Annotated in this window: 17 protein-coding genes; 15 read left to right on the forward strand and 2 right to left on the reverse strand. The window is 61.3% G+C overall.

Annotated elements, in window-relative coordinates; all coding sequences use genetic code 11:
- Positions 1-2: 2 nt before the first annotated feature.
- The 12 genes from NWV16_RS13845 to NWV16_RS13900 all read left to right on the forward strand — a co-directional run bounded on the left by NWV16_RS13845 (position 3) and on the right by NWV16_RS13900 (position 18,989).
- A complete protein-coding gene (locus NWV16_RS13845; protein WP_260519488.1) occupies positions 3-347 on the forward strand; it encodes a cupin domain-containing protein in 345 nt (114 codons plus the stop codon).
- Positions 348-403: 56 nt separating this feature from the next.
- Entirely contained in the window at positions 404-1,489 is a 1,086-nt protein-coding gene (locus NWV16_RS13850; protein WP_260519489.1) for a polyamine ABC transporter substrate-binding protein, read from the forward strand.
- Between the two features lie 396 nt (positions 1,490-1,885).
- On the forward strand, positions 1,886-3,349 hold the full coding sequence (locus NWV16_RS13855; protein WP_260519490.1) for a serralysin family metalloprotease: 1,464 nt from the start codon (positions 1,886-1,888) through the stop codon (positions 3,347-3,349).
- Between the two features lie 92 nt (positions 3,350-3,441).
- Complete coding sequence (locus NWV16_RS13860; protein WP_176704414.1) at positions 3,442-3,867, forward strand: AprI/Inh family metalloprotease inhibitor; 426 nt, start codon at positions 3,442-3,444, stop codon at positions 3,865-3,867.
- Positions 3,868-4,072: 205 nt separating this feature from the next.
- Positions 4,073-5,857, forward strand: a complete 1,785-nt coding sequence (locus tag NWV16_RS13865) for a type I secretion system permease/ATPase (RefSeq protein WP_260519491.1) — start codon at positions 4,073-4,075, stop codon at positions 5,855-5,857.
- Positions 5,854-7,203, forward strand: coding sequence for an HlyD family type I secretion periplasmic adaptor subunit (locus NWV16_RS13870; RefSeq protein ID WP_260519492.1), 1,350 nt, complete (start codon positions 5,854-5,856; stop codon positions 7,201-7,203). The genes NWV16_RS13865 and NWV16_RS13870 overlap by 4 nt, the downstream gene beginning before the upstream one ends.
- Before the next feature lie 2 nt (positions 7,204-7,205).
- Positions 7,206-8,570 carry a TolC family outer membrane protein gene (locus tag NWV16_RS13875; protein WP_065257876.1) on the forward strand — a complete coding sequence of 455 codons (1,365 nt, stop codon included), beginning with the start codon at positions 7,206-7,208 and terminating at the stop codon, positions 8,568-8,570.
- A 42-nt stretch (positions 8,571-8,612) separates the two neighbouring features.
- Positions 8,613-11,564, forward strand: a complete 2,952-nt coding sequence (locus NWV16_RS13880; RefSeq protein WP_260519493.1) for an autotransporter serine protease — start codon at positions 8,613-8,615, stop codon at positions 11,562-11,564.
- Positions 11,565-11,605: 41 nt separating this feature from the next.
- On the forward strand, positions 11,606-14,692 hold the full coding sequence (locus tag NWV16_RS13885) for an autotransporter serine protease (protein WP_260519494.1): 3,087 nt from the start codon (positions 11,606-11,608) through the stop codon (positions 14,690-14,692).
- A 23-nt stretch (positions 14,693-14,715) separates the two neighbouring features.
- The gene (locus NWV16_RS13890) at positions 14,716-16,404 is read left to right on the forward strand and encodes a polyurethanase (RefSeq protein ID WP_260519495.1); all 1,689 of its coding nucleotides are present in this window, start codon (positions 14,716-14,718) and stop codon (positions 16,402-16,404) included.
- Positions 16,405-16,535: 131 nt separating this feature from the next.
- Complete coding sequence (locus NWV16_RS13895) at positions 16,536-18,389, forward strand: polyurethanase (RefSeq protein WP_260519496.1); 1,854 nt, start codon at positions 16,536-16,538, stop codon at positions 18,387-18,389.
- A 225-nt stretch (positions 18,390-18,614) separates the two neighbouring features.
- On the forward strand, positions 18,615-18,989 hold the full coding sequence (locus NWV16_RS13900) for a hypothetical protein (RefSeq protein WP_260519497.1): 375 nt from the start codon (positions 18,615-18,617) through the stop codon (positions 18,987-18,989).
- A 46-nt stretch (positions 18,990-19,035) separates the two neighbouring features.
- Here the strand turns inward: NWV16_RS13900 and NWV16_RS13905 are convergent, their stop codons facing one another.
- Complete coding sequence (locus tag NWV16_RS13905; RefSeq protein ID WP_260519498.1) at positions 19,036-19,260, reverse strand: YgdI/YgdR family lipoprotein; 225 nt, start codon at positions 19,258-19,260, stop codon at positions 19,036-19,038.
- Positions 19,261-19,458: 198 nt separating this feature from the next.
- Here NWV16_RS13905 and NWV16_RS13910 point away from each other — a divergent pair, with 198 nt between their 5' ends.
- From NWV16_RS13910 to NWV16_RS13920, 3 genes are read left to right on the forward strand one after another with little or no spacing between them, the layout of a single operon-like run.
- Positions 19,459-21,111 carry a VRR-NUC domain-containing protein gene (locus NWV16_RS13910; RefSeq protein ID WP_260519499.1) on the forward strand — a complete coding sequence of 551 codons (1,653 nt, stop codon included), beginning with the start codon at positions 19,459-19,461 and terminating at the stop codon, positions 21,109-21,111.
- Entirely contained in the window at positions 21,108-23,426 is a 2,319-nt protein-coding gene (locus NWV16_RS13915) for an ATP-dependent DNA helicase (RefSeq protein WP_260519500.1), read from the forward strand. The genes NWV16_RS13910 and NWV16_RS13915 overlap by 4 nt, the downstream gene beginning before the upstream one ends.
- 10 nt (positions 23,427-23,436) lie before the next feature.
- Positions 23,437-25,359 carry a PAS domain-containing sensor histidine kinase gene (locus NWV16_RS13920; protein ID WP_260519501.1) on the forward strand — a complete coding sequence of 641 codons (1,923 nt, stop codon included), beginning with the start codon at positions 23,437-23,439 and terminating at the stop codon, positions 25,357-25,359.
- Positions 25,360-25,418: 59 nt separating this feature from the next.
- On the opposite strand, the gene NWV16_RS13925 is transcribed toward NWV16_RS13920, so the two are convergent.
- A complete protein-coding gene (locus NWV16_RS13925; RefSeq protein ID WP_260519502.1) occupies positions 25,419-25,715 on the reverse strand; it encodes a hypothetical protein in 297 nt (98 codons plus the stop codon).
- Positions 25,716-25,857: the final 142 nt, after the last annotated feature.

Raw genomic sequence — 25,857 nt, forward strand, 5'->3', positions numbered from 1 at the left:
CCATGAGCATCACCCAATTCAAGAACACTCCCGCGTTGCAGCTGGAGGACTCCAATCCGGTCGCCGTGCCGATCGGCACTCCGGTCGCCATCGCTTCGACCACCAGCGTCGAACGCGATGACGGCGTCGAAACCGGCGTCTGGGAATGCACGCCCGGTCGCTGGCGGCGGCAGATCACCGCCCAGGAGTTCTGCCACTTCATTTCCGGGCGCTGCACGTTCACCCCGGACGACGGCGGCGAGACCCTGCACATACAAGGTGGCGACGCGCTGATGTTGCCGGCCAATACGCTCGGCATCTGGGACATCCAGGAGACCGTGCGCAAGACCTACGTCCTGATTTTCTGATTGCTTGATCCTTTTGATTGCCTGCCAACAACAATAGCCAATACAGGAATCGATCCATGCTCCGAAAGACACTCGCTCTTGCACCCATGATGCTCGCGGTTTCCCTTGCCCACGCCGCAGACACGGTCAAGGTCTACAACTGGTCCGACTACATCGCGCCGGACACCGCGAAGAATTTTGAAAAAGCCACCGGCGTCGGCGTGACCTATGACGTCTACGACAGCAACGAGACCCTCGACGGTAAACTGATGACCGGCAAATCCGGTTACGACGTGGTGTTTCCGTCCAACCACTTCATGGCCCGGCAGATTCAGGGCGGGGCGCTGATGAAGCTGGACAAGAGCCAGTTGCCGAACTGGAAAAACCTCAATCCGGTGTTGCTCAAGGCCTTGCAGACCAACGACCCGGGCAACGAACACGGCTTTCCTTACCTGTGGGGCAGCACCGGCATCGGCTACAACGTCGCCAAGGTCAAGGCGGTGCTGGGCGATAACGCGCCGGTGGATTCCTGGGACCTGATCTTCAAGCCCGAAAACATGCAGAAACTGCAGAAGTGCGGCGTGGCGATCCTCGACAACGGCCCGGAGCTGCTTCCCGCAGCGCTCAACTACCTCGGGCTGCCGCATCACAGTAAAAATCCCGAGGACTACAAAAAGGCCGAAGCGCTGCTGATGAAAGTGCGGCCCTATGTCAGCTACTTCCACTCGTCGAAGTACACCAGCGACCTGGCCAATGGTGACATCTGCGTAGCGGTCGGCTTCTCCGGCGATATCCTGCAGGCGGAAAACCGCGCCAGAGAGGCGAAGAACGGCGTCGATATCGGCTACGCGATTCCCAGGGAAGGGGCTGCGATCTGGTTCGACATGGTCGCCATGCCCGCCGATGCTCCGGACGCCAAGGCCGGCTACGCCTTCATGAACTACCTGCTGCAGCCGGAGGTCATGGCCGGTATCAGCAACTACGTGCATTACGCCAACGGCAATGAGCAGGCCGACGCTCTGATCGACCCGGCCATCAAGAATGACACCAAGGTTTATCCGAGCCCGGACATGATGGGCAAGCTGTTTGCGCTTGAGGCGATGCCCCTGAATATCGACCGGATCCGGACGCGGGTGTGGAACAAGATCCGCACCGGTAGCTGAAGTTTCAGGAATTGCAATTATGAGGGCGAGTTTCTTCGCTCTCATAATAAAAGTGTTTATCTGACTGATGTCACTTCAATGGCGTTGCACTAATAAAGTGCAGCAAAGTGAGACGCGTGCAGCAAAAAGAAACTTACCGATATTTAATATTTAAATAAGAAATCGTCAGACAATTAGGCAAACTCACCAAACTTGCAACATTCTTTCGGCGGCATGCGCTTTGTTTACGGGGCTTTCCCGGAATAGTTCAATTTGATCTCGAAAAAACGCTAGACGACAGATTTCAAATTGTGTCAGGTTTCTTACGCCTTCATTGGGCGAGTGATAGGACAATCTCGCCAGAGGTTGTCGCTATCGGACAAAAACTGTTCCATTGCTAAACAAGGAAGTGTGTTTATGTCGAAAGTAAAAGCTAATGCTATTGATACCGCCGAACAGCTTTTCCAGCTGAACGCGGCGCCACAACCTCTGGCTGCGACCAGCTCGGCGTACAACCAAATCAATAGCTTCAGCCATCAGTACGATCGTGGCGGCAACCTCACGGTCAATGGCAAACCCTCCTTCACGGTGGATCAAGCCGCCACTCAGCTGCTGCGGGACGGTGCCTCCTGGCACGATCTCGACGGTAGCGGCAAGATCGAACTGACCTACACCTTCTTGACCTCCAAGACCGCCAACTTCGGTGGACTGGGCGTCACCGGTTTCAGTCAGTTCAGTTCCCTGCAAAAAGCCCAGGCGGTGCTCGCCATGCAATCCTGGGCCGATGTCGCCAACGTGACCTTTACCGAAGCCGCCAGAGGTGGCGACGGCCACATGACCTTCGGTAACTACAGCGGCGGTCAGGAAGGCGCAGCGGCATTCGCGTTCCTGCCAGGTACCGAACCAGGCTATGACGGTCAGTCCTGGTACCTGACCGGCAGTGGATACGATGTCAACAAAACCCCGGGCGTGAACAACTACGGGCGTCAGACACTGACCCACGAAATCGGCCACACCCTGGGCCTGTCTCACCCTGGCGACTACAACGCCGGCAATGGCAACCCGACCTACAATGACGCGACCTACGGGCAAGACACCCGCGGTTACAGCCTCATGAGTTACTGGAGTGAAAGCAACACCAGCCAGAACTTCAGCAAGGGCGGTGTCGAGGCCTACGCTTCGGGCCCGCTGATGGATGACATCGCCGCCATCCAGAAGCTCTACGGCGCCAACATGTCCACCCGTACCGGTGACACCACCTACGGCTTCAACTCCAACGCCGGTCGCGACTTCCTCAGCGCGACTTCGTCGGCGGACAAGCTGGTGTTCTCGGTGTGGGATGCCGGTGGCAAGGATACCTTCGACTTCTCGGGTTTCACCCAGAACCAGAAGATCAACCTCAATGAAGCCTCGTTCTCCGACGTGGGCGGCCTGGTGGGCAACGTGTCCATCGCCAAGGGCGTCACCATCGAGAACGCCATCGGCGGTTCGGGCAACGACCTGATCATCGGTAACAGCGCAGCCAACGAACTCAAGGGTGGTGCCGGCAACGACATCATCTACGGGGCCGGCGGCGCCGACAAACTGTGGGGCGGTTCGGGCTCGGACACTTTCGTGTTCGCCGCCAGCTCCGATTCCAAGCCGGGTGCAATCGATCAGATCCTCGATTTCGTCAGCGGTCTGGACAAAATCGACCTGACCGGCATCACCAAAGGCGCAGGCCTGCATTTCGTCAGCGCCTTCACCGGTGCGGCGGGCGACGCGATCCTGACCACCTCGGGCGGCAACAGCCTGCTGTCGGTGGACTTCTCCGGGCATGGCGTGGCGGACTTCCAGGTCAGCACCGTTGGCCAGGCGGCGTACAGCGACATCGTGGCGTGATGTAACGGGAAAGCGGCGTGTCATGCGCCGCTTTCTTTCACTTGCATCGCCCTGGCCGGTAAGCAAGGCTACACGCCGGAGTGAAATTTCCTATGATCCAATTCGCTTTTACCCGCAAAGCGGCGGCGTACCTGTTGCCGATGCTGATGATGTATGGAGAAACAACCATGGCAAGCAGCCTGAGACTCGAAGATCCATCGGTATTTGCCGGGCCGTGGCAGGCGACCTTGAGCGCCCGCGGCGACAGCCCCGAATCACAAGCGATGCAGGACAAACCGTCGAACACCTGTGTGGTCGACCTTGAGGCCAATCAAGTCCTGGGCAAGGGTGCCGATTGCCTGAGTGCGTGGTTGCAGGAGACCGCCACCGGCTGGTTTCCGGATCCGGACGGGCTCTCGATCACCGGCAAGGAGGGCTCAAGAATCCAGTTTTTCAGCCGACAACGTGATGGGCTTTATCTGAGTACTTTGAAGTCGGGCCTGGTGATTACCCTGGAACGGGCGGCGAAACAGCCGTGATGGCCAGGAACGATACACAGTTTAAATATAAGGCAGTCCGTTACAGTTATAAGCGGGGCTTTAATAATCAAGGATTCCGGTTTTGTGGCGGAAGTTGTTATTGAAGTGTAAGCGGATACTGTTGGTGTATGTCCCGCCACGAGCGCGGGCTCATTAATTGAAGACTCGCCAAGTATGGCGGGAAATATCATTTCAGGAATAAACAATGAAGATGGCGAAGGCCTCGGCCACCGCTCCCTTATTCAAGGCATTGGGGGACTATAAAGGCATTCTGATCAGCGTCGGATGTTTTACCGCACTGATTAACGTGCTGATGCTGGTGCCCTCCATCTATATGCTTCAAGTCTATGACCGAGTGCTGTCTTCGCAAAACGAAACCACCCTGGCGATGTTGTCGCTGATGGTCGTCGGTTTCTTCGCGTTCATCGGTCTGCTGGAAGTGGTGCGCAGCTTCATTGTGATCCGCATCGGCAGCCAGCTGGAGCGTCGTTTCAACCTTCGGGTCTACCAGGCGGCGTTCGAGCGCAACCTGTTCAAGGGCGAGGGTAATGCCGGCCAGTCTCTGGGCGACCTGACCCACATTCGCCAGTTTGTCACCGGGCCTGCGCTGTTCGCGTTTTTCGATGCGCCATGGTTCCCGGTCTATCTGTTTGTCATTTATCTGTTCAACGTCTGGCTCGGCGTGCTCGCCACTGCCGGTGCGGTGCTGTTGATCGCGCTGGCGTGCCTCAATGAATACATGACCAAGACTCCGCTGGGCGAAGCCGCCGGTTTCTCGCAGAAGTCCAGCCAGTTGGCCACCAGCCACCTGCACAACGCCGAAACCATCCAGGCGATGGGGATGCTCGGCTCGCTGCGCAAGCGCTGGTTTCAGGTGCATTCGCGTTTCCTCGGCTTGCAGAACCAGGCCAGTGACACGGGCGCGGTTATCAGCTCCCTGAGCAAGACCCTGCGTCTGTGCCTGCAATCGCTGGTGCTGGGACTGGGTGCCTTGCTGGTGATCAAGGGCGACATGACCGCCGGCATGATGATCGCCGGTTCGATCCTGATGGGCCGGGTGTTGAGCCCGATCGACCAGTTGATTGCCGTGTGGAAACAGTGGAGCGGGGCGAAGCTGGCTTATCGCCGTCTCGATGCCCTGTTGCAGGCGTTCCCGCCGAGCGACGACGCCATGGCGCTGCCGGCGCCGAAAGGCCAGATTGCCTTCGAACAAGTCAGCGCCGGCCCGCCCGGGCAACGTGCGGCAACCTTGCACATGATCAACTTCAATCTGGCGGCCGGTGAAGTGTTGGGCGTGCTCGGTGCCTCCGGTTCCGGCAAATCGACCCTGGCGCGGGTGCTGGTCGGTGTGTGGCCGACCCTGGGCGGTACGGTGCGCCTGGACGGTGCCGACATCCACCGCTGGAACCGCGATCAACTCGGTCCGTACATCGGCTACCTGCCGCAGGATATCGAACTGTTCAGCGGCACCATCGCCGAAAACATTGCGCGCTTCAGCGAGACCGATCCGCAGAAAGTCGTGGCTGCCGCGCAACAGGCCGGGGTCCACGAGATGATCCTGCGCATGCCGCAGGGTTACGACACCCAACTGGGCGAGGACGGCAGCGGTCTGTCCGGCGGCCAGAAACAGCGTGTGGCGCTGGCGCGGGCCATTTACGGTACGCCAAGCCTGGTGGTGCTGGATGAGCCGAACTCCAACCTCGATACCGTCGGCGAAGCGGCGCTGTCCAGCGCCATCGTGCAACTCAAGGCGCAAGGCACCACGGTGGTCCTGGTGACGCACCGTTCTTCGGTACTGGCCCAGGCCGACAAGCTGTTGGTGCTCAACGATGGTCGCCTGCAAGCCTTCGGCCCGAGCCATGACGTGCTCAAGGCACTGTCCGGCAACCCGCCACAACAGCCCCAGCAAACGGAGAAACCCGCCCAGGCACCGGGCGGGCTCAGCATGAGCCGGCAGTACCAGCCCTCGACAAGGAATTCGGGTGTATGAGCAGCGCGAGCATGAACACAGAAAACGAAGCGACCATGGAACACGCCTACATCACCGAACGTCCGGAACGCGACGCGAAGTTTTTCGCCCGCATGGGCTGGATTCTCGCCATTGCCGGCGCCGGCAGTTTCTTTGCCTGGGCAGCCCTGGCGCCGCTGGATCAGGGGATTGCGGTGCAAGGCACGGTGGTGGTTTCCGGCAAGCGCAAGGCCGTGCAGTCGATGAGCAGCGGCGTGGTCAGCCGGATCCTGGTGCGCGAGGGCGAGATCGTGAAGCAGGGCCAGCCCTTGTTCCGCCTCGACCAGACACAGGTTGCCGCCGACGTGCAATCGCTGCAGGCCCAGTACCGTATGGCCTGGGCCAGCGTGGCACGCTGGCAGGCCGAGCGCGACAATCTCAAGCAGGTGACGTTTCCACCGGAACTGAGCGACAGCCCCGACCCGCGTCTGGCGCTGGTGCTGGAAGGCCAGCGTCAACTGTTCAGCAGCCGGCGTGAGGCCTTCTCCCGCGAACAGGCCGCCTTGCGTGCCAGTATCGAAGGTGCCACGGCGCAACTGGCCGGCATGCGCCGCGCCCGTACCGACCTCAATGCGCAGGCGCAATCCCTGCAGCAGCAATTGAGCAACCTGCAACCGCTGGCAGACAACGGTTACATCCCGCGCAACCGGCTGATGGAATATCAGCGTCAACTGTCGCAAGTGCAGCAACAGCTGGCAGAGAACACCGGTGAAAGCGGCCGTGTGGAGCAGGGCATTCTCGAATCGCGCCTGAAACTGCAACAGCACGGCGAGGAATACCAGAAAGAAGTCCGCAGCCAACTGGCGGATGCGCAACTGAAAAGCGTCACGCTGTCCGAGCAACTGACCTCCGCCGGTTTCGACCTGCAACACAGCGAAATCCTTGCGACCTCGGACGGCATCGCCGTCAATCTCGGCGTACACACCGAGGGCGCGGTGGTGCGTCAGGGCGAAACCCTGCTGGAGATCGTTCCGCAAGGCACTCGCCTGGAAGTGGAAGGGCACCTGCCGATCAATTTGATCGACAAGGTCGGCACGCACCTGCCGGTGGACATCCTTTTTACCGCGTTCAACCAGAGCAAGACACCGCGTGTTGCGGGCGAAGTCAGCCTGATTTCCGCCGACCAGATGGTCGATGAGAAAACCGGTGCGCCGTATTACGTGTTGCGCAGCAGTGTCAGCGATCAGGCCATGGAGAAGCTCAATGGCCTGGTGATCAAGCCGGGCATGCCGGCGGAAATGTTCGTGCGCACGGGCGAACGCTCACTTCTCAACTACCTGTTCAAACCGTTGCTCGACCGGGCCGGCTCCGCATTGACTGAAGAATAAGGATGTTCGGCTGTATGAATAAGCTTTCCATGCTGGCGGCAGCGTTCGCGCTGCTCGCGGGCAACAGTGCCATGGCGGCCATGGGGCCGTTCGAGATCTACGAACAGGCATTACGCAACGACCCGGTGTTTCTCGGCGCGATCAAGGAACGTGACGCCGGTCTGGAAAACCGTGCCATCGGCCGCGCCGGGCTGCTGCCGAAACTCGGTTACAACTACAACAAGGGGCACAACACGTCGAAGGTTACGCAACTGACCGATCGCGGCAATTTTTCCGAGAACCGCAACTACAACAGTTACGGCTCGAACCTGACCCTGCAACAACCGCTGCTCGACTACGAAGCCTACGCGGCCTATCGCAAGGGCGTGGCACAGTCGCTGTTCGCCGATGAAAACTTCCGTGGCAAGAGTCAGGAATTGCTGGTGCGCGTCCTGGACAACTACACCAAGGCCCTGTTCGCCCAGGATCAGATCGACATCGCCCAGGCCAAGAAAAAGGCCTACGAGCAGCAGTTCCAGCAGAATGAGCACATGTTCAAGCAGGGTGAAGGTACGCGGACCGACATTCTCGAGGCCGAGTCGCGCTATGAACTGGCGACCGCCGAGGAAATCGAAGCGCGCAACGAGCAGGACGCCGCGCTGCGTGAGCTGGGCGCACTGATCGGCGTACCGGCGGTGGACATTGCCGATCTGGCGCCACTGGATCAGAACTTCCAGACCTTCGCCCTGATGCCGGCCAATTACGACACTTGGCACGAGCTGGCGATCAGCAACAACCCGAATCTGGCCTCGCAGCGCCAGGCCGTGGAAGTGGCCCGCTACGAAGTCGAACGCAACCGCGCCGGGCACCTGCCGAAAGTCAGTGCCTACGCCACGGTGCGTCAGAACGAATCGGAAAGCGGCAACACCTACAACCAGCGCTACGAAACCAACACCATCGGTTTTGAAGTCAACGTGCCGCTGTACGCCGGTGGCGGCGTATCGGCCTCGACCCGTCAGGCCAGCCGCAACATGGAGCAGGCCGAATACGAGCTGGACGGCAAGACGCGCGAAACCCTGATCGAATTGCGCCGCCAGTTCAGTGCCTGCCTGTCCGGGGTCAACAAGTTGCGCGCGTATCAAAAGGCCCTGACCTCGGCCGAAGCGCTGGTGGTCTCGACCCGACAAAGCATCCTCGGCGGCGAGCGGACCAATCTGGATGCGTTGAACGCCGAACAACAACTGTTTACCACCCGCCGCGATCTGGCCCAGGCACGGTATGACTACCTCATGGCCTGGACCAAGTTGCATTACTACGCGGGCACCTTGAGCGAGCAGGATCTGGCTCGGGTGGACGAGGCATTCGGGCAAGGTCCGCGAACGCGATAACACAGTAGTTTTTACACCAAACAACAAAAACGAGTGGTGAACATGGACGTACGCTTCAAGCCGGCATCGGTCGGCACGCTGTTGCTCGCAGTTTCTATCTCCCAGGCTCATGCGCAGTATGTGGAGTCGGGCAAACCCGGTGATCCCGCGAGTTGGCGCTCGGCGGAATTTCTCCGTGACTGGGGCCTGGACCGGATGCAGGCCGATCAGGCCTACGCCGCCGGCATCACCGGCAAAGGCGTGAAGATCGGTGCGCTGGATTCCGGTTTCGATGCGGCCCATCCCGAGTTCGCCAGCGACCGTTATCATCCGCTGCTGACCAGCGGCAGCTACGTCGATGGCTCGCCGTTCAGCGTCAATGGCACGCTCAATCCGAACAACGACTCCCACGGCACCCATGTGGTCGGCACCATGGGGGCCTCCCGTGACGGCAACGGCATGCACGGCGTGGCGTTCAACGCGCAGATCTACGTCGGCAACACCAACAAGAACGACAGTTTTCTGTTCGGCCCCAATCCCGATCCACGCTATTTCAAAGCGGCCTATGACGCGCTGGCCGACGCTGGCGTGCGGGCGATCAACAACAGCTGGGGCAGCCAGCCGCCGGATGTCAGCTATCGGACCCTGGCGGATCTGCACGCCGCTTACGCCCAGCACTGGAACAAAGGCACCTGGCTCGATGCCGCCGCCGATGTTTCGCGTCGTGGTGTGATCAACGTATTTAGCGCCGGCAACAGCGGTTATCCCAACGCCAGCGTACGTTCGGCGCTGCCGTACTTTCAGCCGGATCTGGAAGGTCACTGGCTGGCGGTGTCGGGACTGGACCAGAGCAATCAGCAGAAATACAACCAGTGCGGCCTCGCCAAATACTGGTGCATCACCACGCCGGGCGCGAAGATCGACAGCACCATCCCCGACGGTGGTTACGCGATCAAGTCCGGTACCTCGATGGCTGCACCGCATGCCACCGGGGCGCTTGCGCTGGTAATGGAGCGTTATCCGTACATGAACAACCAGCAGGCGCTGCAAGTACTGCTGACCACCGCGACCCAGCTTGACGGATCGGTGACCGACGCACCGACCACGCAGGTCGGCTGGGGTGTGGCCAACCTGAAGCGGGCGATGGGCGGGCCGGGGCAGTTGCTCGGCGCGTTCGACGCGCATCTGCTGGCCGGGCAAAGCGATGTCTGGAGCAACGACATTTCCGACAGGGCGCTGATCCAGCGTCGCAGCGAAGACCTCGCCGAGCACGATGCCTGGCAGCAAACCTTGCGTGACAAGGGCTGGCAGAACGGCGTTCCGGCCGGTGCCAGCCAGCAGGACCAGACCGATTACGCCATCGGTACGGCCCGAGACGCAGCCGCCGCGAGCCGGGTGTATGAGGGCAGTCTGATCAAGTCCGGCGCCGGTCGCCTGCTGTTGACCGGCAACAGCAGCTATCGCGGGCCGACCACGGTCAACGGCGGTCTGCTGAGCGTCAACGGTTCGCTCACTTCGACAGTCACGGTCAACGACAGCGGCACCCTCGGCGGGTCCGGACGAGTCGGTGCGCTGATCGCCAATAACGGTGGTCGTGTGGCGCCGGGCAATTCCATCGGCACGTTGAATGTGGCCGGTGACGTGAGCTTCGCAGCGGGTTCGACTTACGCGGTGGAAGTGTCCCCGACGGCCAGCGACCGGATTGTCGCCGGCGGCATCGCGACGATCAGCGGCGCGACCGTCAGTCTGTCGCTGGAAAACAGCCCGACCTTGCTCAGCACCGCTGAAACCAGAAGCCTGCTCGGTCATCAGTACGACATTCTGCAAGCCGCAGGTGGCATTCAGGGGCAGTTCGGTGCAGTGGTGCCGGACTACCTGTTCATCGGTGGCAACCTGGCGTCCACCGGCAACGGGATCACGCTCAGTGTCGAGCGAAACGACACCTCGTTTGCCAGTGTCGGCCAGACCCCGAACCAACGGGCCGTGGCCGGCGCCGTCGAGGGCATGGGCGCAGGCAACTCGGTGTACGAAAGCCTGTTGCTGTCGGCGACTGCCAGCGATGCGCGACAAGCCTTCCAGCAACTGAGCGGGGAAATCTACCCGGCTCTCGGTTCGGTGCTGATCAACGACAGCCGCCAGTTGCGCGACGCCATCGGCGAGCGCCTGCATGACGTTGACAGCACCCGAAGCAACGGTTGGGTCAAGGCCCTCGGCGCCTGGGGGACAACCGACTCGCGACACGACACCGCCGGTTACAGCACCTCGATCGGCGGTCTGCTGGCCGGTGTCGATGGTGCGTTGGATGAGCACACTCGTATCGGTCTGGTCACCGGTTACAGCGACAGTTCGTTGAGCATGGGATCCGGCACGCATTCATCGGCCAAGGTCGACAGCTATCACCTCGGGGCCTACGCCGGGCACGACATCGGTGCCTGGCGCCTGAGCACCGGAGCGGCCTACAGCTGGCACCGCGCCGACGTGAAACGTGATCTGCAATACGGCGACGTCAGCGCCAAACAGAAAGCCAAGGTCGATGCCGCCACCACACAGGTGTTCGGCGAGGCGTCGTATCGCCTGAATCTGCAAGCGCTGGCCCTTGAGCCGTTCGCCAATCTGGCCTACGTGCATCTGGACAGTGACGGTTTTACCGAGAAGGGTGACGCGGCCGCGCTGAAGAGCCGTGGCGACCAGCGTGACGCGGTACTCGGTACGCTGGGCGCCAGGGCGATCAAGACCATCAACCTGTCGGGCTCGCAGAAACTTGATGTCAGCGGCCGTCTCGGCTGGCAGCACAGTCTCGGCGACATCGAATCCGAACAGCATTTGCGCTTCGCCAGCGGCAGTGCGCCGTACAGCGTCGAAAGTTCGCCACTGGTGCGCGATGCCGCGCTGGTGGGCGTGCAGGCCAGCCTGGCGCTGAGCCGCGACGTGCGGGTCAACCTCGATTACAACGGACAACTGGCCAGCCGCGAGAAGACCCACGGCGTCGGCCTGAGCCTGAACTGGCAGTTCTGAATAAACGGATTTTTCGCAACATCACTAAGGAAGGTCGCTGGATGAAAAACAACAACACCCCCGCGCAATCGGGTGGAGGCTTTCGCCTGAAATCTCTCAACTGCGCACTGCTCTGCGCCATGGCCGCCTGGGGCAGCGCACAGGCTGCACCTTACGTGGAGAACGGCCGGGCAGGGGACCCGGCCAGTTGGCGCAGCGCCGAGTTCAAGGCCGATTGGGGCCTTGGTGCGATTGGCGCGGATTACGCCTACGCCGCCGGTTACACCGGCAAGGGTGTGAAACTCGGGATCTTCGACCAGCCGGTGTATGCCGCGCACCCGGAGTTTTCCGGTCCGAACAAAGTGATCACGCTGGTCACCAGCGGCATTCGCGAATACACCGACCCGTACATCCCGGTCAAAGCCGGGGATGCGTTTCTTTATGACGGTTCACCTTCGGTGGGCTCCAACGGCAAACTCGGCGCCCACGGCACCCACGTCGGCGGCATCGCAGCGGGCAGCCGTGACGGCGGCCCCATGCACGGCGTGGCGTTCGGTGCGCAGATCATCAGCGCCGACAACGGCGACCCGGGCCCGGAAGACGGCATCGTGCGCGGCAACGACGGCGCGGTGTACAAGGCCGGCTGGGATGCCCTGGTCGCCAGCGGTGCACGGATCATCAACAACAGCTGGGGCATCGGCATCACCGATCGCTTCGACCTGGGTGGTCGTGACCCGGCCTATCCGCATTTCACCGTCAACGATGCGCAACTGCAGTTCAACGAGATTCGTACGCTGCTCGGCACCAAGCCCGGCGGCGCCTATGACGGTGCGATTGCCGCCGCACGCAGCGGGATCGTGACCATTTTCGCCGCCGGCAACGACTACAACCTGAACAACCCGGACGCCATTGCCGGTCTCGGTTACTTCGTGCCGGAAATCGCACCGAACTGGATGACCGTCGCCGCCCTGCAGAGAAACCCGGATCAGGCCAGCGCCAACCCGTACATCATGAGTACGTTTTCCTCGCGCTGCGGTTACACCGCGAGTTTTTGCGTCTCGGCGCCGGGCACCCAGATCTACAGCTCGATCATCGGTGGCACCAACGCCGACAACCTGACCACCGGCTACGCCAACTACAACGGCACTTCGATGGCTGCGCCGCACGCCGCCGGTTCCGTGGCGGTGCTGATGGAGCGCTTCCCGTACATGACCGGTGCCCAGGTCGCCAGCGTGCTGCGCACCACCGCCACCGACCTCGGCGCCCCCGGGATCGACGCCCTGTACGGCTGGGGCATGATCAACCTGCGCAAAGCCATCGACGGCCCGGCGATGTTCGTCACCGAGCAGGACATCCCGACCGAATTCCGCATCGAAGGCGCTTACGGCTCCAGCCAGTTCGTGGCAGACCTGCCGGGCATCGGCGCGATCATCGACGCCGGCAAGCCCACTCAACGTGTGTGCACCGACATCACCTGCGGGCTCGACACCTGGCGCAACGACATTTCCGGCCATGGCGGTCTGACCAAGCAGGGCCTCGGTACGCTGGTGATGACCGGCGCCAACACCTACACCGGTCCGACGCTGGTGAATCAAGGGCGATTGGCGATCAATGGCTCTCTGCAATCGGCGGTCACGGTCAATAACGGCGGTATCCTCGGCGGCAATGGCAGCATCGCGGCGCTGACCGCGAAAAGCGGCGGTATCGTTGCGCCGGGCAACTCGATCGGCACCTTGAACGTGGCCGGGAATGTGACGTTCGAACCGGGCTCGACCTACGCCGTGGAAGTCTCGCCTGCCAGCAGCGACCGCGTCGTGGCCGGTGGTACTGCAACCATCGAAGGCGCGACCGTCGCGCTGTCTCTGGAAAACAGCCCGACCTTGCTGACCACCGGCGAGGTGAAATCCCTGCTCGGCAGCCAGTTCAACATCCTGCAGGCGGCGGGTGGCATTCAGGGCCGTTTCGGTCAGGTCCTGCCAAGCTACGCCTTCCTGGGTGGCACCCTCGATTACTCGTCGGGCGGTGTGCAACTGGAGGTGGGGCGTAATGGCGCTTCGTTCGCCAGCGTCGGCCTGACTCCGAACCAGCGGGCCGTCGGTGCCGCCGCCGAACGTCTGGGCGCGGGCAATGCGTTGTTCGAAACCCTGTTGCTGTCGCCGACCGCTGCGGTGGCGCAGGACGCGTTCCAGCAACTGTCCGGCGAAATTCACCCGGCCATCGGCACGATGCTGATCAACGACAGCCATTACCTGCGCGATGCGGTGGGCGAACGTCTGCGTGAACGGGATATGTTCGATGCCGGCGCGCCGACCGATGACCGCAGCAACGCCTGGATGAAGGTGCTCGGTGCCTGGGGCAAGAGCGATGGCGGCCATGACAACGCCAATTCCAACAGCTCCGTCGGCGGACTGTTGCTCGGTGTGGATGGCCTGATCACTGAAGATACCCGTCTGGGTTTCGTTACCGGTTATAGCGACAGCTCGTTGAACATGGGCAGCGGCACGCATTCTTCGGCGTCAGTCGACAGCTATCACCTGGGTGCGTACCTGGGGCATCAGATCGATGCGCTGCGCCTGAGCGCCGGTGCGGCTTACAGCTGGCATCGCATCGACGTCAAACGTGATCTGCAATTTGCCGGTGTCAGCGGCAAGCAGAAAACCAAACGCGATGCGGCCACCACGCAACTGTTCGCCGAAGCGGCGTATGACCTGGGCCTGCAACCGATGAACCTGGAGCCGTTCGCCAACCTGGCTTACGTGCACCTCAACAGCGACAGCTTCACCGAGAAAGGGGATGCCGCCGCACTGAAGGGCGGTGAAGACAACCGCGACGCCGTACTGTCGACCCTCGGCGTGCGCGCCAAGCGCACATTTGCCCTGTCCGAGAAACATCAGCTGGAACTGGGTGCGACACTGGGCTGGCAGCACAACCTGAGCAGCGTGGATGCCGAAAACCATCTGGCCTTCGCCAATGGCAACAGCGCATTCAACGTGCAAAGTGTGTCGATGGATCGTGACGCAGCGGTGGTTGGCGTTCGTGCCGGGCTGGCGCTCAATCGCGATGTCCGGGTCAACCTGGACTACAACGGACTGATCGGTTCGAACGAGAAGGATCACGGTGTGGGTCTGACCCTCGACTGGCAGTTCTGATTTGAAGGAAGAGAGAGCACGACATGGGACTGTTTGATTACAAGAATGCCGACGGCAAAGCGTTGTACAGCGATGCCATCGCGCTGACGTTGTATTCCTACACGCCGACCGGGCAGGCGTTGCCCGGTACCGGGTGGAAACCGCTTGGCGCCTCGGCGCTGGGCTATCAAGGCAAGACGGACGCGAAAGGCACGTTCTTCGGCGAGAAGGACGGCTTCACCAGCGCCGAGGCTGAGGTGCTCGGCAAATACGACGCTGCCGGCAAGCTGATCGGCATCGGCGTGGCCTTTCGCGGCACCGGCGGCCTGGGTTACAGCGATACCTTCGGCGACATGAAAAACAACCTGCTGGCCGCCATCGGGCCGGTGGACTACGCCAAAAACTATGCGAAGAACGCCTTCGACAACCTGCTCAAATCCGTGGCCGCGTTTGCCGCGGCTCAGGGTATCGCAGCCAAAGACGTGCTGATCAGCGGCCACAGCCTCGGCGGGCTAGGGGTCAACAGCGTGGCGGAGCTGAGTGCCAGCGACTGGGGCGGGTTCTTCAAGGACGCCAACTACATCTCGTTCGCTTCGCCGACCCAGAGCAGCACCGGCACCCACGTGCTGAACATCGGTTACGAGAACGATCCGGTGTTCCGCGCACTCGACGGCACCACGTTCAGCACGGCGTCGATGGGCAAGCACGACAAGCCGCACGACTCGACCACCGACAACATCGTCAACTTCAACGAAAACTACGCGTCCACCGCGCAGAACCTGGTGCCGTTCAGCATCGTCAATCCGTTGAACTGGTCGGCTCACAGCTCGCTGGGCTACGCCGATGGCCTGAACCGGGTGATCGACTCGAAGTTCTACAACCTCACCAGCCAGGACTCGACCATCATCGTGTCCAACCTGGAAGCGTCATCCCGGGGCAAGACCTGGGTCGAGGATCTGGGCCGCAGCGGCGAGCCACACTCCGGCAGCACCTTCATCATCGGCACCGACAGCAACGACTGGCTCAAGGGCGGGGCGGGCAACGACTTTCTCGAAGGCCGCGCCGGCGATGATCTGTTCCGCGATGACGGGGGCTACAACATTCTGCTTGGCGGTCAGGGGCACAACACCTTCGACCTGCAGAAACCGTTGCAGAACTTCAGCTTCGCCAACGACGGTGACGGCACGCTGTACGTGCGCGACGCCTACGGCGGCATCAGCATGACCCGTGACATCGGCGCAATCGTGAGCAAAGAGTCCGGTTCGATGTGGAGCAGCAAGGAAATCACCTGGACAGTCACTGCCAAAGGCCTGGCCAACGGTGCCGAGCTGACCGGGTACAACCATTCGCTCAATGGCGGCGCACTCGGCGACACGCTGAAAGCCACCGCAGACGGTGACTGGCTGTTCGGCCTGGGCGGTGACGATCACCTGTTCAGCGACAAGGCTCATGTGACCTTCGTCGGCGGCGCCGGCAACGACGTGATGAATGCGGTGGGTGGCAACAACACCTTCCTGTTCAGCGGCGCGTTCGGTTTCGACTCGATCCACGGTTACCAGGGCAGCGACAAACTGGTGTTCATGGGCGTGCAGGGCGCGGGGCAGGGTTACGACTACAAGCAGCACGCTTCGCAGTCAGGCGCCGATACCGTGCTGAATATTGGCGACTATGCCGTGACCCTGATCGGGGTGGGTGTGGCTAACCTGTCGGATTCGAGTTTCGTGTTCGCCTAGTAAACCGGTGGGAGCGAGCCTGTTCGCTCCCACAGTATGAATACGCAGTAAATGCTCCGGGACGCCCCGAGAGGGGCGTTCTGGTTGTGAGCTATCTCTGAATAATTCCAACAAAGAGAGAGGCAACAGCAATGGGTGTGTATGACTACAAGAACTTCAGCACAGCGGACTCCAAGGCATTGTTCAGCGATGCCATGGCCATCACGCTGTATTCCTATCACAACCTCGACAACGGTTTTGCGGTCGGCTATCAGCACAACGGCTTCGGCCTCGGTCTGCCGGCCACGCTGATCAGTGCGCTGATCGGCGGCACTGATTCGCAAGGGGTGATTCCCGGCCTGCCGTGGAATCCGGACTCGGAAAAACTCGCCCTCGACGCCGTGAAAAAGGCGGGCTGGACGCCCATCACTGCCGCGCAACTGGGCTATGACGGCAAGACCGACGTGCGTGGAACCTTCTTCGGCGAAAAGCCCGGCTACACCAGCGCCCAGGTGGAGATCCTCGGCAAGTACGATGCCCAGGGCCATCTCACGGAGATCGGCATCGCCTTTCGCGGTACCAGTGGGCCCCGGGAAATCCTGATCGGAGACTCCATCGCCGACGCCATCAATGACCTGCTGGCCGCGTTCGGTCCGAAGGATTACGCCAAGAATTACGTCGGCGAAGCCTTCGGCAATCTGATGAACAACGTGGTGACCTTCGCCAGGGCCAACGGCCTCAGTGGCAAGGACGTGCTGGTCAGCGGCCACAGCCTCGGGGGGCTGGCGGTCAACAGCATGGCGGACTTGAGCGGCAGCAAGTGGGGCGGCTTCTTCCAGGACGCCAACTACATCGCCTACGCCTCACCGACCCAGAGCAGCACCGACAAGGTGCTCAACGTCGGTTACGAGAACGATCCGGTATTCCGCGCGCTCGATGGTTCGACCTTCACCGGGGCAACGCTCGGTGTCCACGATGCACCGAAAGTCTCGGCGACCGACAACATCGTCAGCTTCAACGACCACTACGCCTCGGCGGCGTGGAACGTGCTGCCCTATTCGATCGTCAACATCCCGACCTGGATCTCGCATTTGCCCACCGCTTACGGCGACGGCATGAACCGGGTGATCGAGTCGAAGTTCTACGATCTCACCAGCCGCGATTCGACGATCATCGTCGCCAACCTGTCGGACCCGGCACGGGCCAACACCTGGGTGCAGGACCTCAACCGCAACGCCGAACCCCACAAGGGCAGCACCTTCATCATCGGCAGCGACGGCAACGATCTGATCCAGGGCGGCAGCGGCAACGATTACCTGGAAGGCCGCGCCGGCAACGACACTTTCCGCGACAGCGGCGGTTACAACATCATTCTCGGTGGCTCGGGCAGCAACACCCTTGAACTGCAGCAGTCGGTGAACAAGTTCGCCTTCGCCAACGACGGTGCCGGCAACCTGTACATCCGCGATGCCAACGGCGGGATCAGCATTACCCGCGACATCGGCAGCATCGTCACCAGGGAGCCGGGGTTCCTCTGGGGCCTGTTCAAGGACGACGTGACCCACAGCGTGACCGCCGAGGGTCTGAAAGTCGGCAGTAACGTCACGCAATACGCATCGAGCGTCAAAGGCACCAACGGCACCGACACCCTCAAGGCCCATGCCGGCGGCGATTGGTTGTTCGGCCTGGACGGCAACGATCACCTGATCGGCGGGGCGGGCAACGACGTCTTCGTCGGTGGCGCCGGCAACGACCTGATGGAATCGGGTGGTGGGGCGGATACCTTCCTGTTCAGCGGTGCGTTCGGTCAGGACCGGGTGGTGGGATTCACCGGCAATGACAAACTGGTGTTCCTCGGCGTGCAGGGTGTGTTGCCGGGCGATGACTTCCGTGCCCATGCCTCGGCGGTGGGGCAGGACACGGTGCTGAAGTTCGGTGCCGATTCGGTGACGCTGGTCGGGGTTTCGCTGAGCAGTCTCAGCGCCGATGGGATCGTGATCGCCTGATGTGTGTGGCGCCTGCAAAGGCGTCATGGCAAACAGGCTCGCTCTCACAATCAGTCAAATGTGGGAGCGAGCCTGCTCGCGAATGAACGATAACGCGGGATTGAAAGTGACCCGCAAGCCACGACCTGACTCAAACCCCTGCATCAACAGGAAACGCGGACTAAAGCCTTCGCATGCGCACTCGTCATGTAAGGGCAGCCGCCATTGAGTACAGGAGATTCAAACGTGAAAGGTTTCAAGGGGTATATCTGTATCGTCGGGTTGGCGCTGCTGTCGGCCAACACCTGGGCCGATCTGCCTCACAGCTCGATTCTGAGCCGCTACGGTGTCGATTCCGATGAGTTGCCGAAACCGGCACCTGCCGAGCACACCGAGCCGGTCGAAGAGAAAAGCCGCTTTCAAATCCAGCCGGAGCAGCCCTTCGTGACGATCCGTCTGGGTGACGGCAAACAGCCGGAAACCACCGGCAACCTCAGCATCGATCGCATGACCCAACAGGAGCGGGAGCGTTGCCAGCGACTGCAAGCCGAACTTGCCCGTCGAGGTGAGCATTACTTCAGTTGCGACAACAGCATTCCAGGCATGACCCTGCCGCAATAATCGCGCTGTTCAGGGAGCTGCCGCAGGGGCAGCTCCGCCGGCGCAGTCAGTCTTCCTTGCGCACCGTCGCCACCTCATCCGCCTTGACCCGGATCTTCGTGCCGGAAATGTCCTGAAACTCATAGAAGCCGTCTTCGGATTTGGTTTTCGGCATGTCCTTGGTCAAGTATTGCGTGCCGTTCTGCAGGGTCACCACGGTAGGGGTGGAGCAACCGGCCAGCGCCAACAGCGCCACTGTCGTCACTGACAAACCCAATGTCCTGAAATTCATATCCGGTATTCCTCCGTTCAAATTCGACCGCTGTCGGTCTTCTAACGCGGTTGGTGCCGCATCGTCCGTAAAAGTTCGATGGACCTTCGAAAAAAACGGATCGACGATGCCACTGATCCTTTTCCGTTTGCACCCGTCGGGGCAGAACTGGTATCTGTACGCATAACCAGTATTCGCTTGCCATGGCCCTCGATCACCGTGACTTCCAGCCCCCTCGACGATCCGTTCTATTACCTCAACAACTTCCGGCAAGTGCTTGACTGGCTTGAGCTTCGCTATGCCGACGTGATGAGCGATACGGAGCATGCCTTCATTCGTGACTTCAAGTCACTGCCTCGCGGATCCCAAGGGTTGCTGGTGCGGATGGTGATGCGCAAGGGCGTGCATTTTCGTGCGGGCAAGCTCAACTATCCGGAAATCGGTGACATTGCGTCAGCCGCGCAACCGTTGTTGGATCATGGCTGGCTGGATGAACGGGCGCTGCTGTCGATGCCGGAGCTGTTCGATCTGCTGCTCAAGGCCGAAGTCGCGCAAGCCTTCGGCCCGGCCATTGACGATCCGAAGGGCCGCAAGGTCGACTGGCTGCCGATGCTGCAGGCGCAGTTTCCCGAGCCACGCTGCTGGCATGACTGGTGCCCGGCAATGGCTGATCGGCTGTTCAGCCTGACGCTGATGGACCTGTGCGACCGGTTTCGCCTGATGTTCTTCGGCAACCTGTATCAGGACTGGTCGGAATTCGTCCTCGCCGACCTCGGGATCTTCACCTACGAGAAAGTCGAATTCAGCGCCGACTCCAGAGGCCTGCGCAGCAGTGCCGACGTCGAGGCCTGCCTGTTCCTGCACGATTGCCAGCAGCGTTTCGAGGCGGGTGAGGCCATCGAGCCGATTGCCGGGCAGTTGATTGCCCTGCAGTTCGATAACCCGTGGTTGCAGCGCAGGCTCGGCAAGTTGCTGTTCCAGATCGGCCAGCATTGCGAGCGCATCGCAGCGTTTGCGCTGGCCCTGAATCTCTATCGTGACTGCGCCTATCCCGGTGCACGGTTGCGGATGATTCGTGTGCTGGAGCGTTGCGGCGAATATGCGCTGGCGCTGGAACTGGGTACGCAGGCCGAACAGGCACCGCAAAGCGCCGCCGAACAGCAGGGCCTGCAACGGGTGCTGCCACGCCTGCGGCGAAAACTGGGTGGCCCGCCGCTCAAGCGTGTGGCGCCAGGACCTGTCGAACGCCTTGACCTGCATCTGCCACGGCTCGACCCGGCGTTGTCCGTCGAGTATCACGTGCAGGCCCATCTGCATGATGACGCCGGCCCCGTGCATTACGTGGAAAACAGCCTGATCAATTCGCTGTTCGGCCTGTTGTGCTGGCCGGCGATATTCGCGCCGCTGCCGGGGGCGTTTTTCAACCCGTTCCAGCGTGGACCGGCTGATTTGCTTCATGAAGACTTTCATGGGCGGCGGGCCGAACTGTTCGCAGCCTGCCTGGCGGAGCTGGACGACGGGCGCTACGCCGACACCATTCGCAGCCGGTTTGCCGGCAAGTGGGGCATTCAGTCGCCGTTCGTGTTCTGGGGTGCACTGAATGAGGCACTGCTGGAGCAGGCACTGACCTGCCTGCCGGCCGAACACCTCAAACACTGGTTCAATCGCCTGTTGCTCGACATCAAGGCCAACCGTGCCGGCATGCCCGATCTGATCCAGTTCTGGCCGCAGCACAAGACCTACCGGATGATCGAAGTCAAAGGTCCCGGCGACCGCCTGCAAGACAACCAGTTGCGCTGGCTGGAGTTCTGCCACACGCACCGGATGCCGGTGGCGGTGTGTTACGTGCAATGGGCGGAGCAGGGCGCTTGAGCTACAGCATCGCAGTACGGGCACTGTGCGAATTCACCGCCAAAAGCGGCGACCTCGACTTGCGCTTCACCCCGTCACCCACCGCGCTGGAGGGGATCGCCGGCCATCGTACCGTCGCCTCGCGGCGCAATGACGCCTATCAGAGCGAAGTGGCGCTGGAGGGCGAGTTTCGTACCTTGAAGGTCAAGGGCAGGGCGGACGGCTACGACCCGGCGCAGAACTGCCTGGAGGAAGTCAAGACCTACCGGGGCGACCTGAGCAAGCAACCGGCCAATCACCGCGCCCTGCACTGGGCGCAGGCGAAGATCTACGGTTGGCTGATGTGTCGCAGGCTTGAACTGGAGCAGATCAATCTGGCGCTGGTGTACTTCGACATCGTCAGCGAAAAGGAAACCTGTCTGGTCGAAGCCCACAGCGCCGACGCGCTGCGCGAGTTCTTCGAACAACAGTGCGGCTTGTTCCTGGCGTGGGCCGAACAGGAAATGGCCCACCGCGAGGCCCGCAATCACGCGGCTCGACAACTGCGCTTTCCCCATGATGATTTTCGCCCTGGCCAGCGTCATCTCGCCGAGTCGGTGTTCAAGGCTGTCAGCACCGGACGCTGCCTGATGGCCCAGGCACCGACCGGCATCGGCAAGACCCTTGGCACGCTGTTTCCGATGCTCAAGGCCCTGGCGCCGCAGCAACTGGACAAGGTGTATTTCCTGACCGCCAAGACACCGGGGCGCAAACTGGCGCTGGATTCGGCGCAAGTGTTGTTCGATCACAACGCAACCCTGCCGCTGCGGGTGCTGGAAATGGTCGCCCGGGACAAGGCCTGCGAGCATCCCGACAAGGCCTGTCACGGCGAGTCCTGCCCGTTGGCACAGGGCTTCTATGATCGCCTGCCGGCGGCACGCGAGGCGGCCGGTCGATTACGACTGATGGATCAGGCGGCGCTGCGAGAAGTCGCCGCGCAACACTCGGTCTGCCCGTATTACCTGAGCCAGGAAATGGCCCGCTGGGCCGATGTGGTGGTCGCTGACTACAACTACTACTTCGATTTCAGCGCATTGCTGTTCGGCCTGGCCCAGCTCAATCAATGGAAGGTCGCCGTGCTGGTGGACGAGGCGCACAACCTGGTCGAACGCGGTCGGCAGATGTACAGCGCCACCCTCGATCAGGGGATCTTCAACAGCGTGCGCAAAACCGCGCCCGACGTCCTGAAAAAGCCCTTGCAGCGGGTCAATCGCGAGTGGAATGCCCTCAATGACGCGCAACTGGCGCCGTATCAGGCCTACGACAGGGCGCCGGAAAAACTGCTTCAGGCCATTACATCGTGCAGTGCAAGCATCGGTGACTACCTCAACGATCATCCTCAGGGGCTCGACAGTGGCTTGCAGAACGCCTGGTTCGAGATGCTGCAATTTGGCCGGGTCGCGGAGTTGTTCGATGCGCATTACCTCTTCGATCTCGGTAAGCGCGATCTCGACCGCAAACGCCCGCTGTCGCAACTGTGCCTGCGCAACGTGGTGCCTGCCGCGCTGCTCGGCCCGCGCCTGACGGCGGCCCGCAGTTGCGTACTGTTTTCTGCGACGCTCAGCCCGCGCCACTATTACGCCGATCTGCTCGGCACGCCGCCGGACACGGTGTGCATCGACGTCGAATCGCCCTTCAGCGCCGAACAGCTGCAGGTGCGGATCGTCAGCCGGATCTCCACCCGCTTCACCCACCGCCAGGCGTCGCTGGAGCCGATCGTCGAATTGATCGCCCGTCAGTTCGGCGAGCGTCCGGGCAATTATCTGGCGTTCTTCAGCAGCTTCGATTACCTGCAACAGGTGGCGCAATTGCTGGCCGAACGGCATCCGCACATCACCCTCTGGCAGCAGTCACGGGGCATGGCCGAGGGGCAGCGGCAGGCGTTTCTCGACCAGTTCACGGCGCACAGTCAGGGCGTCGGGTTCGCGGTGCTTGGCGGCGCGTTCGGTGAAGGCATCGATTTGCCCGGTGCCCGGCTGATCGGAGCCTTCATCGCCACACTGGGCCTGGCGCAGTTGAACCCGGTCAACGAGCAGATGAAACGGCGCATGGCGGCGATCTTCGGTGCCGGCTACGACTACACCTATCTGTTCCCCGGTGTGCAGAAAGTCGTACAGGCCGCCGGTCGGGTGATCCGTACGCAACAGGATCGGGGTGTGGTCATGCTGATCGATGACCGCTTTGCCGAAAGCCGCATCCAACAGCTGCTGCCGCGCTGGTGGGCGCTCGATCATGCAGATGCTGCTGTCCTGTCCGACGGTTTGACGCATACTCCAGCTATTGAATATCTGCTTTGAGCCAAGCCTGATGAGCGAGAACAACAAGTCCGCTGCGATCGAAGACACGCGTTTTCGCCTGTTGCTCGATGCCGTCGTCGATTATGCGATCTACATGCTCGACCCCGATGGCATCATCACCAGCTGGAACTCCGGGGCCAGACGCTTCAAGGGGTATGAAGAAACCGAAATTCTCGGCGAGCACTTTTCGCGGTTCTACACCGATGAAGACCGCGCCGCCGGCAAACCGCAACGTGCACTGGACACGGCGATCCGCGAAGGCCGGTTCGAAGGCGAAGGGTGGCGGGTACGCAAGAACGGTACGCACTTCTGGTGCCATGTGGTGATCGATCCGATTTTCAGCCCGGACGGTCAATTGCTCGGATTCGCCAAGATCACCCGTGACCTGACCGACCGCAAGATGGCCGAAGAAACGCTCAAACAAAGCGAACAGCAGTTTCGTTTGCTGGTTCAGGGCGTCAGCGATTATGCGATCTACATGCTCAGCCCTGAAGGGTGCGTGACCAACTGGAATCCCGGCGCGCAACGGATCAAGGGGTACGCACCGGAGGAAGTCATCGGCAAGCATTTTTCGATGTTCTACACCCCGGAGGACCGGGAGGCAGGCGAGCCGCAGCGCTCCCTGGAAACCGCGGTGCGCGAAGGCCGCTTCGAGAGCAAGAGCTGGCGTTTGCGCAAGGATGGCACGCGGTTTCTGGCCCATGTGGTGGTTGATGCGATCCGTGGCGACACCGGTGCGCTGCTCGGTTTTGCCAAGATCACCCGTGACGTGACCGAAGCCTACCAGGCACAACAGGCGCTGGAGCAGACCCGTGAGGCATTGTTCCAGGCGCAGAAGATGCAGGCCATCGGACAACTCAGCGGCGGTATCGCCCACGACTTCAATAATCTGCTGACGGTGATCCTCGGTAACCTGGAGATCGTGCGCAAACGTGTGGGCGACGATCCGAAAGTCAACCGTCTGCTGGAAAACGCCACGCAGGGCGCCTTGCGCGGCGTGTCGCTGACGCAACGCATGCTGGCCTTTGCCCGACGCCAGGAACTGAAGACCGAAGCCGTGGACATTCCCACACTGTTGCAAGGCATCACCGGCCTGCTGCGCAGTTCGCTGGGGCCGGGCATTCGTATCGAAACACGGTTTCCGGACGATCTTGAAGCAGTGCTGGCCGACACCAACCAGCTGGAACTGGCGGTGCTGAACCTGGCCACCAATGCCCGTGATGCGATGCCCGAGGGGGGCGCCGTGATCATCAGTGCCGAGCCGCGAGTGGTACTTGAGCAAAGTCAGTCGAGCCTGGCGGCGGGACGCTATGTGTGCCTGAGCGTGACCGATACCGGCGAAGGCATGGACGACGTGACGCTGGCTTCGGCAACCGATCCATTTTTCACCACCAAAGGACTGGGCAAGGGAACGGGGCTGGGATTGTCGATGGTGCACGGCTTCATCGAGCAGTTGGGCGGCCGTTTCATCCTCAACAGCGTGAAAGGGCAGGGAACCTGTGCCGAGCTCTGGTTGCCGGTCGCTGCCGATGATGTTGTTGCCAGACCTCTTAAACCTGGCAAAGCGATGGTGTCGTCGGTACCAAGGCTCAATGTCCTTGTGGTGGACGATGATGCGCTGGTGCTGACCAGTACCAGTCTGCTGCTCGAAGACCTGGGGCATCGGGTCATCAGTGCAAGTTCCGGCGCCCGGGCGCTGGAGCTTTTCGATCAGGGGGAAGTCATCGATCTGATGATCACTGACATGGCCATGCCCCTCATGAGCGGCGCACAGCTGGCACATGCCGCAAGGCTGCTCAAGCCGGACCTGCCGATCATTCTGGCTACCGGTTACGCCGAGCGCATCGAGGGGTTCGCAGCCGGGTTGCCACGGCTGCCCAAACCGTTCAACCAGCAGGGTCTGATCGAGATCATCGCTACGTCAATGAAGTGAATTCAATCCGCGCCAGCCAAATAAAAGCCCGGCATTCAAGCCAGGCTTTGGGGAAAGGCTCAGTGCGTGGCTTGAAGCTCCCGGCGCGGGCCAGTGCTGTTTCGCATCGATCCCTGAAGCGGCGGGAAGTCTTCGTTGAGCACGCTCAAATGGTCGATGGCGTCTTCGAAGCGCCGATCGGCTTTGCGGCGTACGACTCGATAGCGTTCGAACTGCTCGATATCCAGATTTTCGCCTTCCAGTAATTCATTGGCCGTGCGGTTGAGCGCCCGGGCTTCCTCGAACAATTGCCTGTTGCGTTCCAGTGCCAGATTTCTGCATGCCTTGATCTGCGCGGGGGTTGAGTCGTCTTTCATGACCGTTGGCCTTGTTTTTCGGGATTCTCCGTGGCGGGCGCTATTGCCGCTGAGGAGTATCGAGCCTGTTGAACCTCGCTGATGCACGAGGGGTTAAGGTTGTGACTGCGGGCAAAGGGCATGGGATCCATTTATTTACAGA

The sequence above is a fragment of the Pseudomonas sp. BW7P1 genome (assembly GCF_024981055.1).
GTDB lineage: Bacteria > Pseudomonadota > Gammaproteobacteria > Pseudomonadales > Pseudomonadaceae > Aquipseudomonas > Aquipseudomonas bananamidigenes.